The organism is Sphaerisporangium sp. NPDC004334, assembly GCF_053602655.1.
Genome location: NZ_JBSGDZ010000019.1, coordinates 140171 through 155446 on the forward strand (window position 1 = coordinate 140171; position 15276 = coordinate 155446).

Here is a 15276-nt window from a genome sequence, read left to right on the forward strand (position 1 = left end):
CGCGGCCCGACCCGGACGCGGCCCGCTCAGATAGGCCCGCTCAGATATGGCCGCCCTGCGCGCCGCCGAAGCCGTCGCCCACCGAGGCCGCCAGCAGCAGGTATGCCTCCCGCGTGGCGGGCTGCAGCCGGTCGAGGTCGATCTCGGCGCCCTCCTCCAGGTGCGGGTCGTACGGCACCCTGATGACGGCACGGCAGCGCGCCGCGAAGTGCGCCTCCAGCCGGTCGAGATCGACGGTGGACTTCGACCTCGGCCGAACGCTGCACAACACGACCGTCGCGGCCTTGACCAGGTCGGCGTAGTGGTGCGCCTCCAGCCAGTCGAGGGTCGCCGACGCGGCCCGCGCGCCGTCCACCGACGGCGAGCTGACCAGAACGAGCTGGTCGGCCAGGCCCAGGACGCCCGACATGGCCGAGTGGAGCAGGCCGGTGCCGCAGTCGGTCAGGCAGATGGAGTAGAAGTTCTCCAGCACCTGCGCGACCGCCTGGTAGTCGGCGGCGCTGAACGCCTCCGACACCGACGGGTCGCGGTCGGAGGCGAGGATCTCCAGCCGCGAGGGCGCCTGCGAGGTGAAGGCGCGGATGTCGACATATCGCTTGATCTGCTGCCGCTCGTTGAGCAGGTCGCGCACGGTCGCCGAGGTCTCCAGCTCGACCTTGTCCGACAGCGTGCCGCGGTCGGGGTTGGCGTCGACGGCGATCACCCGGTCTCCGCGCACGGAGGCCAGCGTGGCGCCCAGCCCCACGGTCGTCGTGGTCTTGCCGACGCCGCCCTTGAGGCTGAGCACGGCCACGCGGTGGTGACCCGTGGCGACGGGGGTGCGCGCCCGCGAGACCAGCTCGCGGCGGCGGCGCACCTCGGGCGACTCGCCCGGCTTGATCAGGCCCGCGGACGCCTTGAACACGATCTTGCGCCAGCCGCGTGCGGGAGCGTTCCTGCGCCCGCGCAGCAGGGACACCGGGTCGAGGCTGTCGGCCGTCGGCCGCACGCCCGTGACGCCCTTCGCGCCCGCCGCCTTGGCGCCCGGCTGCTGCCGCGCCGGGGCGCCGAACGCCGGCTGGGCGGGCTGCGGCGTCGCGGCGGTCTGCCTGCGGCGCGGCCGGTACGGCTCGCGCTCCTCTGGAGCCTGGTCGGGCACCAGCGACTCGCCGGGCGGCGCGGAAGGGGCGTGCGTGGCGGCCGACGACCCCTGGGCCGACCGGCTTGGGGAGGCGGCGGGGAAGGCGGGGGCCGGGGCGGCGGCCGGCGGCTCGGCGGCGGGGGGCGGCACGGCCTGCCGGCCCTCCTGCGGCGCGGGCAGGCCGAGGTTCTCGGTCGGCTGCTCGTACATCGGACGCTCGACGCGGGGGACCACCACGTCGTCGGTGTCCGCGCCCGCGGCGAAGGCGTTGAAGCGCTCCTGCTCGGGGTCGGGCTCGGACGGCTCGGCGGCGGGCACCGCGGCCTCCAGCCAGCCGCGCACCGGCTGCTCCGGGGCCGTGTCGGGCTCGGACTCCTCACGCGGCTTGGACGGCTCGGCCTTGGCGCCGCCGAACGGGTCCTTGGAGAGCCAGTCGGCGCTCGGCGCGGCGCCGGGCTTGTCGGTGAGCGGCAAGAAGGTGAAGCTGTCGGTGTCGTCGCTCACGGCCTCGGCGCCCGCGGCGGCCGAGACCCCGGCGCCGGAACCCTCAGGGGCCTCCGAGCCCGCCGAGGATCCCGGGCGCTCGCCCAAAGCGGCCCCGCCGGACCCGGCCTGACGCTCGCCGAACGCCGCGAACGCCCCCGTACCCGACGACGGACGCTCGCCGAACGCGCCGGCGCCGGACGAGGAGAGCCCGCCGAAAGCGCCCGCACCCGACGACGGCGCGGGACGCTCTCCGAAGGCGCCCGTGCCCGACGAGGCCGGACGCTCACCGAACGAACCCGTATCGGAGGAGCCTGGACGCTCACCGAACGAACCCGTGTCCGAGGAGCCTGGACGCTCACCGAACGAGCCCGCGCCCGGGGATGCGGGGCGCTCGCCGAAGGCGCCGGCCCCCGTCCCCGCGGGGCGCTCGAACGTTCCCGTGCCCGAGGACGGCGGGCGCTCGCCGAAGGCGCCGGCGCTGGAGGAGTCCGGCGGCGGTTCGGCCTTGGTGTCGGCGCGTGACAGCGGCTCGCCGGGCGCCGTGATCGGCGCGGCGAACGCGGGCTTGCCGGGCGCCGCGGACGGCGGAGGGTCCAGCGGGCCGGTCCAGGCGCCGGCGCCCAGACCCTGGGTCGAAGGCGGGCGCACCTCGCGCGTCTCGCCCTCGGCGCGCCCGGCGAGGCCGTCGTCGTGCTGCCCCGCGCCGTTCGCGGGGTCGCCCGCGGCACGGAACAGCGGGGACGCGGGCGCCGGAGGCTCCGCGGGCACCATGCCCCACGGGTCCTTCGGGTACGGCGAGGCGGCGGTGTCGTCCGGGGTGACGCTCACCGCGAGGGGGGTGTCCTCGTTCTCCTTGATCGCGTCGAGCCAGGCGAGCTGCTCTTCAAGGGAATGAGGATCCTCACGATCGTGTCTTGCCACCGTGTTCCCCCTCGGGACTGGGCTAAAGGGGCAGCAAATAGAAGGAAGATTACCGCCCGCTATCACGACCAACGTGGTCAACCGCCGACTTGGCTACCCGGATAGTTTGGTCGCATGCACGCGATCGCTGTTACCCGGCCCGGCGGACCAGAGGTGCTGGAGTGGCGGGAGGTCCCAGATCCCCGCCCCGCACCAGGGGAAGTGCTGATCGAGGTGGCCGCCGCGGGCCTCAACCGCGCCGACCTGCTGCAGCGCCAAGGGCACTACCCGCCGCCGCCCGGCGCGTCGGAATTCCCCGGCATGGAGTGCTCCGGAGTCGTCGCCGAGGTGGGCGAGGACGTCGAGGGGTTCCGGGTCGGCGACGAGGTGTGCGCGCTGCTCGCCGGCGGCGGGTACGCCGAGAAGGTCGCCGTCCCCTGGGAGCAGGTGCTCCCGGTGCCCGAGGGGGTCTCGCTGGTGGAGGCGGCGGCGCTCCCCGAGGTCGCCTGCACCGTGTGGTCCAACGTCTTCATGGTGGGCAGGCTGCGGCGCGGTGAGACGCTGCTGGTCCACGGCGGCGCCAGCGGCATCGGCACCTTCGCCCTCCAGCTCGCCAAGGCCTTCGGCTCCCGCGTCGTCGTCACGGCCGGCTCGGCCGACAAGATCGCGCGGTGCCTGGAGCTCGGGGCCGACGAGGCGGTCAACTATCGCGAGGAGGACTTCGCCGAGAAGGTCACGGCGGACGTCATCCTCGACATCATCGGCGCGAAGTACCTCGCCAGGAACATCTCGGCGCTCGCGACCGGCGGCCGGCTGGTGGTGATCGGGCTCCAGGGCGGCGCCAAGGGCGAGCTCGACCTCGGCAGACTGCTGGCCAAGCGCGCCTCGATCCACGCGACCGCCCTGCGCACCCGTAGCGTCGCCGAGAAGGGCGTCATCGTCCGCGGCGTCCGCGATAACGTGTGGCCCCTGGTGGGCGCCGGTTCGGTCCGGCCGATCGTCCACGCGGTCATCCCCATGGCCGACGCGGCCCATGCCCACCGCGTGCTCGAATCAGGGGAGCACATCGGAAAAGTCCTGTTGGTCAGGTGAGCTAGGTTGAATGACATGAATGCTGAGGAGAGCACCCCGCACATCGTGGTCGTGGGCCCCAACGGTCTGTCGGTCGAGGGTGACGGCGGCGAGCAGCACGAAGAGCGCTCGGTCGCCGAGCTGGTGGAGCAGCCCGCCAAGGTGATGCGCATCGGCAGCATGATCCGTCAGCTGCTGGAGGAGGTCCGCGCGGCGCCCCTGGACGAGGCGAGCCGCAAGCGCCTGAAGGACATCCACCAGAGCTCCATCAAGGAGCTGGAGGACGGCCTGGCGCCCGAGCTGGTGGACGAGCTCGAGCGGCTCACGCTGCCCTTCACCGGCGACGACAGCGCGCCGAGCGACGCCGAGCTCCGCGTGGCGCACGCCCAGCTCGTCGGCTGGCTGGAGGGTCTCTTCCACGGGATCCAGACCACCTTGTTCGCCCAGCAGATGGCCGCGCGCGCCCAGTTGGAGCAGATGCGCCGAGCCCTGCCCGGCGGCATGTCCGGCGCCGTGGCCCCGGAGGACCAGCCCCACCGCAGTTCCGGTCCCTACCTGTAAGACCTTGTAAGACCTGTCAGCACGTGTGAGATCCCTCAGGCGATGCCGCGCGGCCGCCCCCGGCGTCCGGGGCCGCGGGACGCGTCAGCCGAAAAGCTTCTCCAGGACGATGGCGACGCCGTCCTCGTCGTTGGCCGCCGTCACGTGGGTGACGGCGGCCAGCACGTCCGGGTGGGCGTTCGCCACGGCGTAGGACGTGCCGGCCCAGCCCAGCATCGGCAGGTCGTTCGGCATGTCCCCGAACGCGATCACCTCGGCCGCGCCGACGAGGTGCCGCTCGGCGAGGGTGGCCAGCGCGCTCGCCTTGGTCACTCCCTGGGCGCTCATCTCGATCAACGCCCGGCCGCTCGAATGGGTGGCCGTGAGCAGGTCGCCCACGATCTCGTCCACGAGGGCGTGCAGGATGTCGGGGTCCATGGAGCGGTGGAAGGCCAGCAGCTTCGCGCCCGGCCGGGAGATCAGCCCCGAGACCCCCATGCGGAGCCCTGAGACCTCTGTGCTGTCCCAGCCGCCGAGCCGGAAGCTCGTCTCATGGGCGAAGCCCCCTTCGTACTCCACGGAGAAGCTCAGGCCCGGGACGCGGTCCTTCAGCCGGCCGACGGCCTCGGACAGCACGTCGGGCTCGATGAGATGGGACTCGACGATGCGCTCGGCGTGCAGGTCGTACACCAGCGCCCCGTTGGCGCAGATGGCCAGCCCGCGGTTGCGCACCGCCCCGGCGACGTTGCCCATCCACCGGGGCGGCCTGCCGGTGACGAACACGAGCGTCGCACCGGCCTCCTCCACGAGCGCGAAGGCGGCCGCGGTGCGGGGCGAGACGGTGCCGTCCGAGCGCAGGGCGGTGCCGTCCAGGTCGGTGGCGACGAGTCTGGGGCTGACCATAACAAGCTCTAGTTTGCCCTGTGTTGCCCCGAGCTCGGGTGTCAGCCCTGGGAGTAAAAGATTCTCGCCAGGAGGGGGGAACAAAGGCCCTCTGATGGTGTTAGATGTGGTGGCGTTGTATTAGCTGAACCCGATGTGCAGAACCAGCTTGACTGTCTGAGCGGCCCCGGGAAGCTGTGCGACACAACCCGGGGTTCGCGAGGTGTGAACCCCAAGATCAATTGCAGGGAGAGCTTTAATGGCTCAGGGAACCGTCAAGTGGTTCAACGCCGAGAAGGGCTACGGATTCATCGCCCCGGACGGTGACGCTCCGGATGTCTTCGTGCACTTCTCCGAAATCGTCGGCAACGGCTACCGCAGCCTCGAGGACGGCCAGCGCGTCGAGTTCGAGGTCACGCAGGGACAGAAGGGCCCGCAGGCGTCGCAGGTCCGCGCCGTCTGACCACTGACACACAGAAGGCGGGGTTCGCGTCAGGCGAACCCCGCCTTCTTGTTTGTCCAGACCCGAACGTCCTGACAAACCGGACATACGTCTCAGACAGTATGAGAGTAAGCCGCTTATCCTCATCAGGGGATAAGCGGCTTACTCAGCAAGAAATAGCTACTTGACCGGCTCGAGGACGTCTAGTCCGACATAGGGCCGCAACGCCTTGGGGACCACGACAGAGCCGTCGGCCTGCTGGTGGTTCTCCAGGATGGCCACGATCCACCGTGTGGTCGCCAGGGTGCCGTTGAGGGTGGCGACGTGCCGGGGCTTCTCGTCGGTGTCCCTGTAGCGAACAGCGAGCCGCCTGGCCTGGAACTCGGTGCAGTTGGACGTCGAGGTGAGCTCCAGATAGCGGTTCTGCGTCGGCAGCCACGCCTCGCAGTCGAACTTGCGGGCGGCGCTCGACCCGAGGTCCCCCGCCGCGGTGTCGATCACGCGGTACGGCAGCTCGACCTTGGCCAGCATCTCCTTCTCCCAGGCGAGCAGGCGCTGGTGCTCCTCGGCGGCGTCCTCCGGGCGGCAGTAGGAGAACATCTCGACCTTGTCGAACTGGTGGACCCGGATGATGCCTCGCGTGTCCTTGCCGTACGAGCCCGCCTCGCGGCGGAAGCAGGACGACCAGCCGGCGTAGCGCCGGGGCAGCGACCCGCCGTCGAGGATCTCGTTCCAGTGGTAGGCCGCCATGGGCGCCTCGGAGGTGCCCACCAGGTAGAGGTCGTCGGCCTCCAGGCGGTACACCTCGGCGGCGTGCGAGCCGAGGAAGCCCGTGCCGGCCATCGCCTCGGGCTTGAGCAGCACCGGGGTGATCATGGGCGTGAAGCCGGCCTCGATGGCCTGCTGCATGGCCATGTTGAGCAGGCCGAGCTGCAGCCGCGCGCCGGCCCCCGTCAGGAAGAAGAACCGCGCCCCGGAGACCTTGGCGCCGCGCTCGGCGTCGATCGCGCCCAGCATCTCGCCCAGTTCGAGGTGGTCGCGCGGGGTGAAGTCGAACCGCGGCTTCTCGCCGACCTCCTCCAGCACGACGTAGTCGTCCTCGCCCCCGGACGGGGCCTCCTCGATGATGTTGGGGACGGCCATCAGCAGCTCGTCCAGCTCCTTGGCGAGCTTCTCGGCCTCGGCCTCCGCCCCCTTCACCCCGGCGGCGAGGTCTTTCGCGCGCGAGAGGAACGCTGCCCTCTCGTCGCCGGAGGACGAGGAGACCGACTTGCCCACGCTCTTCTGCTCGGCGCGCAGAGACTCATAGGCGGTCAGCGCGCTTCGGCGGCGCTCGTCGAGGTCGAGCAGCGTGTCGACGACCGAGTCGTCCTCACCGCGGGCACGCTGCGACGCCCGTAGCCGGTCGGGGTCCTCACGAAGGGTACGCAGGTCAATCACGTAACAAAGGCTACCGATGTCCGAGCGGCGCTCGCGCGCCTATCGCCCCGACATGTGATCCGTCACACCCGGCCGCGACGCGCCGCCGGGCGCGCCGTCACATCCCGCCGGTGCGGATCTTGTCGATCCAGCCGGAGGCCTCGGTGAAGTCAGACTCGGAGGTGCCGTGCTTGAGCTGCGGCGACACGCGGTCGGCCCGCGGATAGCTGCCCAGGAACCGGACCTCGGCGCACAGCCGGTGCAGACCTGACAGCGCCTCGCCCACGCGGGCCTCGGCGACGTGCCCCTCGGCGTCGAAGTGGAAGAAATAGCGCCCGATGCCGTCACCGGTCGGCCGCGACTCGATGCGGGTCAGGTTCACCCCGCGCACCGCGAACTCGCTCAGCATCTCCAGCAGCGCGCCCGGGTGGTCGTCCCGCAGGAAAGCGACCAGGGACGTGCGGTCGGCACCGGTGGGCGCGGGCGGCGGACCCGGCCGTGCCACCTGGACGAACCGGGTGACGGTGTCGTCGCGGTCGCCCATGCGCGCGGCGAGCTCGTCCAGGCCGTAGTGCTCGCCGGCGATCGCCGGGCCGATGGCCGCGTCGTACGGAGAGTCCTCCATGGAGACCTCCAGCGCCGCGGCGGCCGTGGACGGCGCGGCCACCACCACGGCGTCGGGCAGCTCACGGGCCAGGAAGTTGCGGCACTGGGTGATCGCCGCCGGGTGGGTGTAGACGCGCTTGATGTGCGTCATCTCGGTGCCCGGCCGCACCAGCAGCGAGAACTCCACCGGCAGCAGCAGCTCGGCGGTGATCAGCAGCGGATCGCCCCAGGCCAGCTCGTCGAGCGTGACCGTGATCGCGCCCTCGACGGAGTTCTCCAGCGGGACGACCGCCCCGTCGGCCTCTCCCGAGCGCGCCGCGTCGAGCGCCGCCGTGACATTGGCACAGGGCAGCCGCTCGGCATCCGGGGCGAGGATGCGCAGGGCGGCTTCGCAGAACGTCCCCTGCGGCCCGAGGTAGGCGATTTTCGGCATACCAGAAGGCTACCTGCCGCAGGTCACCGCCCACCTGGCATATTTACCGGTTTCTTGCCACGCCTTCCCCGAACGATCCGAAATGATCCGGAACGACCCCGCGTCCCGCGCCAGGACCCGGCCCGGAGGCGGGCACCGCTAACGCCGGAGACGCTGTGGGGCGACATCGGGGCCGATGCCGAGGCGCGCGGCGCGGACCGCCTGCTCCTCCTCGGGGGACAGCGGCTGCAGCCCACGGCCACTGCGCACCGGCCGCGCGTACGTGCGGGTCTCGGTGCGGCCGTTTATCGAGGTGAGGACGACGCCGTCGCCCAAGCCGTCGATCATGGCCACCGAGAAGGACAGGCGGCCTGTCATCTCGGCCAACGCGTCGTAGCGGAACACCGCCACATCGCGGATCGCCTTGACGTCGACCACGCCGTCGATCGCGCAGCGGCGGCCCAGCACGTCGAGGCAGTCTTCGACGGCGCCGCGCGCGCTGCGCAGCGCCAGCAGGCCGATCGCCACCCCGGTCATGCCGGCGATGCCGCCGATCAGCGCCATTACAGTTCCGAGCACATCACGAAGAGTAATGGATCAGTCACGGAATCGCACGCGAACCCAGACGCCGCCCATCGTCCGGGCTGGTCTCGTCCGGGCTGGTCTCGTCCGGGCCGGAAACGCCTGCGGCCGGACGGCGGCCGAGCAGCCACACCAGGGCGACGGCGCCGAGCCCGAAGGCGTCCTGGACGACGCGCCCCGCCACCGGGCTGAGCACCGGGATGCCGGCGGCGCGCAGCGACACCCCCCACCAGGGGACGGGCAGCACGTAGTACAGCCAGACTCCGGCCACGACCGCCGCCCCCGTCAGGCCGGACGACACGGAGGCTCGGGCGCCTGCATCGCGCCCATCGGCGGGCCCGCCGGTGAGGGCTCCGCCGGCCAGGGTTCCGCCGATCAGTGCTCCGCCGGCCAGCGAATCGCGGGCCGGCGGACCCTCGGCCAGAGGGCTGCCGGCCAGAGGGGTGCGGTCGCCGAGTGCGCGGCCCGCGAGCGCGGCGAGGACCACGACCAGCCAGGCGAGATGGTGGATCCAGGCCACCGGCGAGACGAGCACCGCCATCAGGCCCGTCAGCGCCACCGCGGTCATCCGGTCGCCCCGCAGCAGGGCCTCCCGGGCGCGGCGGAAGCCGTACCAGGCCACCACGGCCACCAGCGCGAGCCAGATCAGCGAAGTGAGCCACCCCGGCAGGTAGAGCCGCAGCAGCATCCCGCGGATGGACTGGTTGGTGGTGGCGTTGTTCGCCCCGACGCGGTCGCCGTCGAGCAAGGCCGAGAACCAGAAGGACGCGGCATCGTGCGGAATCACCAGGAAGGGCAGCACCGTCAGCAGCGTGGCGGTGAAGACGGCCATGAAGAACGCCCGGCGCTGCTCGGGCACGGCGTCGCGCCCGAACCCCGTGACCAGCAGATAGACCAGGAAGACGCCGGGAGTGAGCTTGATCGCCGTCGCCAGCCCGATCAGCATGCCGCGCGGCCACCACGGCCGGCGCGCGACGCAGTCGGCCAGGCACAGCATGACCAGCAGGATGTCCACCTGCCCGAACCGGATCTGGTCGCGCAGCGGCATCAGGTACAGGCATGCCGCCGTCACCACGCCGAACACGACGGGCCCCGCCCAGGCGGGCCGCAGCCGCGCGAGCGGCTCGCGAAAGCCGAACCAGGCCGTGACGCCCAGGCAGGCCAGCACGCCGGCCGTCCACACCCACTGGGCCGCGGGCCACGACATCACGGCCAGCGGCACGGCCAGCAGCGCCGCGATCGGCGGATAGGTGAACGGCAGGAGCTGCGGCGCCGGCGTGACCGCGTCGTAGACGGGGAGCCCGCGCAGGAGGCTCTCACCGCCCGTGCGGTAGACGTCCAGGTCGACCAGGCGCTGGTCGGCGGGGTTGGTCAGCCAGTAACGCACCAGCGGGACCGCGGCCACCCCGATGATCAGCAGGGCGATCGGCCACGCCCACCACCGCCCGCGCCCCCCACCAGTCGTCACGACCTGGCAGGCTACCCCTTTCCCGCGCCCCCCGCCGCCCACGTCGACCGGCGCCCCCACCACCCGCACCCTTCTCCGGCCGTGACCCACCACCGGCGCCGTGCACCAGCCGTGACCACCCCCCGCACCGCACCCCTCTCCGGCCGTGACCCACCGCAGAAGACCACCGGCATCGCCCTGCCTCCCACCCACTTCGCGGCGCCCGAGCGCCGGCCGTCCACAGGCCGATCGCACGTGGGAGAGGGAGGTCGGGGTTCTGGCTATGGTTTGCAGGGCGGAGGTGGTCGGCGCACGTGGAGGCGAGGTTCCCGGTGGACAAGCGAACGACGGTCCCGGGGGGCCGCGCGTCCGGAACCGGGCGGCGCCCCTGGCGGCTCCCGGCCGTAGCGCTACTCGGCGCCATGGCCCTCGCCGTCCTGCCTACCAGCGCCCACGCGAGAACAACGCCCCCGCACGCCACCGCCACACCTACCGAAACGACAGACACAAAGACCCCCCACGCCGGCACAACGGACATCCACGCCACCACCCACGCGGGAACAACCGGCCCCCAGGCCACCGCCGCCCATGCCAGGGCAGCGGACACCCAGGCCGTCCACGCGGAGACGACGAACACGCGCACAGCCGCCACCCATGCGAGACGGACCGGCACACAGACCACCGCCTCTCATGCTGGGGCGCACACACAAACCACCCGCGTAGGGACGACGAACACACAGACCACCACCGCCCATGCCGCGACGGCGGACACCCAGGCCACCCACTCCGAGACGACGGACACGCGCACAACCGCCACCCATGCGGGGACGGCCGGCCCGCGGGCCGCCGGGCGGTCGCAAATGGCGGACGCGCCGGCTGCCCGGGCCGGGGCGGTGGTGAGTCGTCGGGCGCCGGGCCACACCCGTACCGGCGCGGCGGCCACCGGTCGGGTCGTGCTCGTCGGGGTCCCCGGGTTGCAATGGGCGGACATCAGCCAAAGTGGAACGCCCAACCTGTGGAAGCTCGTCGCGAACGGCGCTTCGGCGTCGATGTCGACCCGCGCCTACCCTCGGCCCGACCACGCCGGCACGTGCCCGGTCGCCGGATGGCTGACGGTGTCGGCGGGCAGGCGGGCCGGCTCGGCGGCGAGCGAGTGTGCGCCGCTCCCGGTTCCCCAAGTGAGCCCGGACGGCTCGGCGAGCGTGCCCGGCTGGCCGGCGCTGGCGTCGTTCAATGCCGCCACGTCCTACCGCGCGACGATCGGGTCCTTGGGCCAGGCCGTGCGCGACGCCGGGGGCACGGTCGCCGCAGTCGGTCCAGGAGCCGCGCTCGCCGCAGCCGACAAGACCGGAAACATCCAGCGATATGCCGATAATGCGGGCTCGCTTGGTGACCTGAGCCGGTACAACCTGGTCGTCGTCGAAGCGGACGACCTGGCGCGCGCCTGGATCACCCGGCCGCCGGCCGCCGCGAACGCCCCCGCCTCCGACCTCGACGGCCCCGCCTCCGACCTCGACGCCGGCGCCCGCGCCCGAGCGGCCGCCGCGGCCGACGGCACGATCGGCCGTCTGCTCCCCCTGGTGCCTTCCGGTGCGACCATCCTGGTCGCGGGCCTGTCCGACGCCTCCACCAGCGCCCACCTCCACGTGGCGATCGCCCAGGGTCCGTCCCCGCAGGCGGAGCCGTACCGCCACGGCCACCTCACCGCCACCTCGACCCGCCAGGACGCACTGGTCGCGGTCACCGACGTCACCACCACCGTGCTGCGCCTGCTCGGCGCCCCGGTCCCCGCCGAGGCCGTGGGGCGCCCCTGGACCTCGGGCGGCCCGGCCCCGGCCGACGTCTCGCGCACCGTCACCGAACTGGCCGACGCCGATCTCGCCAGCCGGGTGCTGGTACAGGTGCGGGCGCCGTTCTTCGCCGTCTTCGTCTCCGTCCAGCTCCTGTTCTACGGGCTGACCGCCCTGGCCATGCGCCGCCGCTGGCCCGGCTCAGGCATACCGGCCACCACCGCGCTCCCTTCCACCGGCGCGGGACCAGGCGCTGGACCAGGCACGGGGCCGCACATCGGACCGGGCGCGGGACTGGACACTGGACCAGGCGCGAGATCGGACACACAGCCAGGCTCGGCACTAGACACTGGACCAGGCACTGGACCAGGCGCGATGCCGAACACCGGGCCAGGCACGGGACTAAGCACTGAACCAGGCGCGGAGCCAGACACCGGACCGGGCGCGGGGCTAGGCACTACACCGGGCGCTGGGCGGGACGCGGAAGTGGGAGGCGCTCCGGACGCGCGTGGGGTTCCCGTAGAGGCGCGTGTCGGCGCCGGTATCGGCGCGCGTCGCGTGCTGCGCGGCTGGGCTTGGTGGGTGCCGGTCGCCACACAGGTCATGGCCGTGCTGAGCGGGGCCGTGGCCGTGTCCACCTTCCTCGCGCAACTCGTGCCCTGGTGGAGCCTGAGCCGTCCGATGGCCGCGCTCATCGTGACGATCATGGTGTTCACCGGCCTGCTGGCCGGCTTGGCGTTCGCCGGGCCCTGGCGGGCTCACCCGCTGGGGCCGCTCACGGTCGTGGCGGCGGTGACCTCGCTCGCACTGCTGGCCGACGTGGTGACCGGCTCGCGGCTCCAGGTCAACGCGGTCACCGGGTACGAGCCGGTGACCGGCGGCCGGTTCTACGGTTTCAGCAACATCGCCTTCGCCGTGTACGCGACCGGCACCCTCCTCGCGCTGGCAGGGGTGGCGCAGGCGCTGGCCGAACGGGGCCGGCGCGTGCTCGGCCTGTCGGTCTGCCTCGGGTACGGGCTCCTGGCGATCTTCGCCGACGGGTGGCCGGGGTGGGGCGCCGACTTCGGCGGCGTCCCGGCGTTCGTGCTGGGGTTCGCGGTGTTCATGCTGCTGTTGTCCGGGCGGCGGGTCACGGTGGCCAGGCTGGCGGCCGTCGCCGTCGCCGGTGCCGTGCTGATCGGCCTCATCGCGGTGGCCGACTGGCTGCGGCCGAGCGACCAGCGCACCCACCTGGGCGCGTTCGTCCAGCAGGTGGCCGACGGCGAGGCGCTGCCGGTCGTCGGCCGCAAGATCGGCGCGATGCTCGGCACGCTGGGCAACTGGCAGCTCACCGTGCTGTCGCTGGCCGCCCTGGCGTTCCTGTTCCTCGTCCTGGCCAGGCCGTCGCGGTGGGGGGCCCCGGCGCTCGGGCTGGCCTACGCGCAGGCGCCGGCGCTGCGGGCGGGGCTGTTCGGCGTGCTCACCACGGCGCTGGCCGGGTTCCTGGTCAACGACTCGGGCATCGCCATTCCGGCCATGGCGCTCACGGTGGCGGTGCCGCTGACCCTCGCCGCGTCGATCCGCGCGCTCCAGAGGTCAGTGCCCACCACGCCAGAGCTACCGTCAGCGCCAGCAAAATCCACGGCACCACCTGGGACCGCAGGACCGTGACGAGCAGGTCGTGCAGGTCCTGTGGCTGATACTCCTGGCGGGCCGGCAGGTAGGCCGCCGAGAGCACGGCCAGCCGCGCCACCAGGAAACCGTCCAAGAAGGTCGCCGGGACGGCCGCCAACAGCGCGAACCCGAGCCCGTCGTACCAGGGCAGGGCATAGGGGGTCGCGAACAGCCAGGCGGCCACAACGACGACCGCGACCCCGGCTTCTTCCCTCCAGACCGCCCGTGTCTCTACTCCCCAGGCGCCTGGCGCCCCCCCGCCGCCTCCGGCATCCCCCACCCGCCGGAGCGACCCACCATCGGCTTCGACACCGGCCACCCGCGAAAGCGACCCGTCCTCGTCCCCCACGCCCGCCACTCGCCGGAGCGACCCACCGCCGTCCCCAGCCTCCACCACCTGCCGGAGCGACCCACCATCGGCTTCGACACCGGCCACCCGCGAAAGCGACCCGTCCTCGTCCCCACCGCCGGCCACCCGCCGGAGCGGCTCATCGCCGTTCCCGGCCTCCACCGCCCGCTGGAGCGGCCCGCCGTCGTCCTCGCGGCTTGCCGTCTGCTGGGGCCGGTCCCGGGCGCCTGGCGTACGCGGGAGCAGGCCCGTGGTCAGGCCGTACGGCTCCCGCAGGGCCCGTGACAGCGTGAGGGCGAGGAAGACCAGGAGCGCCACGGACCCCACCTGGATCCAGACCCGGTACCCCCCCGACCCGAAGGTCGCCTGAAGTCCGCCCAGGACCACGTGCCACGGAGAGGCCAGCGAGATCGACTTGGTGGCGTGCAGGACGGGGTCGAGGGCGTGCGGCCCGGCCAGGGCGTACGCCACCAGGACGGTCGCCGTCGCCGTGCCGGCCACGACCGCGAGCGACCTCGGACGCGACCGCAGCGCCCATGCCGGCCCGAGCGCGACCAGGCCGGCGTTGGCCTTGACCGCGATGCCCAGACCGAGCAGCGGCCCCGACGCCCAGCGGCGCCCGCTCGCGCCGGCGGCCAGAGCCGCCACGACCAGGGCGATGGCGAGGGTGTCGACGTGCATTCCGGCGACCAGTTGGTAGATGACGAGCGGGTTGGCGGCCCAGAGCAGCGCGGCGCGCGCCTGCCGGGCCCGGTCTCCGCGCACCGTGCGGTGCAGCAGCCACGCCGTCACGACGAAGGCGGCGGCGTTGACGGCGGCGAGCGCGAACACCGTCAGCCGCACCGAGCCGCCGCCGGCCAGCGCGGCCAGCGCCTGCACGGCCGTGGCCACCGGCCCGTAGACGCTCGGCTCCTCCTGCCACGGACGCTCGACCGCGGCGGCCAGCGGGTCGCCGGGCATGGTGTCCGCGCCCATGGCGTACGGGTCGTGCCCGAGGACGGCCATCCGGCCGTAGGCCGCGTAGTTGAGGTGGTCGGCCGAGCCGGAAGGCGGCAGGAAGGCCAGCACCACGGCGGCCAGGCAGCCGCCGAGCAACAGCAGACGCGGATCGGGTGCCCACCCGCGCCGCAGGGCGAGCAGCCCGGCCGCCAGACCGGCGGCGCCCAGCAGCACGGCCAGCGCCTCCATGGCGATGACCAGGTGGTCGCCCGGCTTCAGCGACAAGGAGTACGGCGGCTGCCACCCCGGCCCGGGAAGCGGCGGCACGGCGGCCGAAGGCCCGAGCGCGCCGATGACGACGGTGGCCAGGACGCTGAGCGCGACCCCCGCGACAGCGACGGCCGCCAGTACGGTGGGCGCCGCGCGCGTGGCACTGACACCCGCCCACCGTTCACGGCCCACCGGCCCGACCCGAGTCACCGCACGATTCCAGCACATCCGCGGCCCCACCCGAGCCACCCCTCACCGAACCCCCGGACACGCCGGGACATCGGTAACGCGGCGACACCACTCACGCCGAGACAGTGGCCACGGAACCGGCACCGGCACCGGCCACGCCGGGACACTGATCACGCCGG

At 72.9% G+C, this 15276-nt stretch carries 10 protein-coding genes and 1 pseudogene; 4 read left to right on the forward strand and 7 right to left on the reverse strand.

The features are described 5' to 3' along the window. Nucleotides 1-40: 40 nt before the first annotated feature. Nucleotides 41-2527 (reverse strand): nucleotide-binding protein, encoded by a 2487-nt coding sequence (locus tag ACWEN6_RS25360; protein WP_452573382.1) that lies wholly within the window; start codon nt 2525-2527, stop codon nt 41-43. A gap of 114 nt (nt 2528-2641) precedes the next feature. Between ACWEN6_RS25360 and ACWEN6_RS25365 the strand changes: the two genes are divergently transcribed. After that, nucleotides 2642-3598: an NAD(P)H-quinone oxidoreductase gene (locus tag ACWEN6_RS25365; protein ID WP_354844077.1), complete on the forward strand. Its 957-nt coding sequence runs from the start codon at nt 2642-2644 to the stop codon at nt 3596-3598. A gap of 15 nt (nt 3599-3613) precedes the next feature. After that, nucleotides 3614-4138: a bacterial proteasome activator family protein gene (locus ACWEN6_RS25370; RefSeq protein ID WP_354924677.1), complete on the forward strand. Its 525-nt coding sequence runs from the start codon at nt 3614-3616 to the stop codon at nt 4136-4138. A gap of 84 nt (nt 4139-4222) precedes the next feature. Here the strand turns inward: ACWEN6_RS25370 and ACWEN6_RS25375 are convergent, their stop codons facing one another. Continuing rightward, entirely contained in the window at nt 4223-5020 is a 798-nt protein-coding gene (locus tag ACWEN6_RS25375; protein WP_354844071.1) for an HAD family hydrolase, read from the reverse strand. A 238-nt stretch (nt 5021-5258) separates the two neighbouring features. Here ACWEN6_RS25375 and ACWEN6_RS25380 point away from each other — a divergent pair, with 238 nt between their 5' ends. Then, the gene (locus tag ACWEN6_RS25380; RefSeq protein ID WP_189164413.1) at nt 5259-5462 is read left to right on the forward strand and encodes a cold-shock protein; all 204 of its coding nucleotides are present in this window, start codon (nt 5259-5261) and stop codon (nt 5460-5462) included. A 159-nt stretch (nt 5463-5621) separates the two neighbouring features. On the opposite strand, the gene serS is transcribed toward ACWEN6_RS25380, so the two are convergent. The 4 genes from serS to ACWEN6_RS25400 form a co-directional block, all read right to left on the reverse strand. Continuing rightward, nucleotides 5622-6881 (reverse strand): serine--tRNA ligase, encoded by a 1260-nt coding sequence (gene serS / locus ACWEN6_RS25385; protein WP_452573384.1) that lies wholly within the window; start codon nt 6879-6881, stop codon nt 5622-5624. A gap of 97 nt (nt 6882-6978) precedes the next feature. Beyond that, nucleotides 6979-7899 (reverse strand): prephenate dehydratase, encoded by a 921-nt coding sequence (pheA, locus tag ACWEN6_RS25390; RefSeq protein ID WP_452573386.1) that lies wholly within the window; start codon nt 7897-7899, stop codon nt 6979-6981. 138 nt (nt 7900-8037) lie between these two features. Continuing rightward, nucleotides 8038-8442: a DUF4446 family protein gene (locus tag ACWEN6_RS25395; RefSeq protein WP_354924673.1), complete on the reverse strand. Its 405-nt coding sequence runs from the start codon at nt 8440-8442 to the stop codon at nt 8038-8040. A 37-nt stretch (nt 8443-8479) separates the two neighbouring features. Then, entirely contained in the window at nt 8480-9928 is a 1449-nt protein-coding gene (locus ACWEN6_RS25400; RefSeq protein WP_452573388.1) for a glycosyltransferase 87 family protein, read from the reverse strand. Nucleotides 9929-10860: 932 nt separating this feature from the next. On the opposite strand from ACWEN6_RS25400, the gene ACWEN6_RS25405 reads away from it, so the two are divergent. Continuing rightward, a complete protein-coding gene (locus ACWEN6_RS25405) occupies nt 10861-13347 on the forward strand; it encodes a hypothetical protein (protein WP_452573390.1) in 2487 nt (828 codons plus the stop codon). A gap of 634 nt (nt 13348-13981) precedes the next feature. On the opposite strand, the pseudogene mptB reads toward ACWEN6_RS25405, so the two are convergent. Further along, nucleotides 13982-15136, reverse strand: a pseudogene (gene mptB, locus ACWEN6_RS25410) (polyprenol phosphomannose-dependent alpha 1,6 mannosyltransferase MptB); the annotation flags it as partial. Nucleotides 15137-15276: the final 140 nt, after the last annotated feature.

Excerpts from the sequence above, each read along its gene's own strand:
- ACWEN6_RS25375 (WP_354844071.1), bottom strand. The coding sequence starts at position 5,020 with ATGGTCAGCCCCAGACTCGTCGCCACCGACCTGGACGGCACCGCCCTG.
- ACWEN6_RS25380 (WP_189164413.1), top strand. The coding sequence starts at position 5,259 with ATGGCTCAGGGAACCGTCAAGTGGTTCAACGCCGAGAAGGGCTACGGA.
- ACWEN6_RS25370 (WP_354924677.1), top strand. The coding sequence starts at position 3,614 with ATGAATGCTGAGGAGAGCACCCCGCACATCGTGGTCGTGGGCCCCAAC.
- pheA (WP_452573386.1), bottom strand. The coding sequence starts at position 7,899 with ATGCCGAAAATCGCCTACCTCGGGCCGCAGGGGACGTTCTGCGAAGCC.
- ACWEN6_RS25395 (WP_354924673.1), bottom strand. The coding sequence starts at position 8,442 with ATGGCGCTGATCGGCGGCATCGCCGGCATGACCGGGGTGGCGATCGGC.
- ACWEN6_RS25365 (WP_354844077.1), top strand. The coding sequence starts at position 2,642 with ATGCACGCGATCGCTGTTACCCGGCCCGGCGGACCAGAGGTGCTGGAG.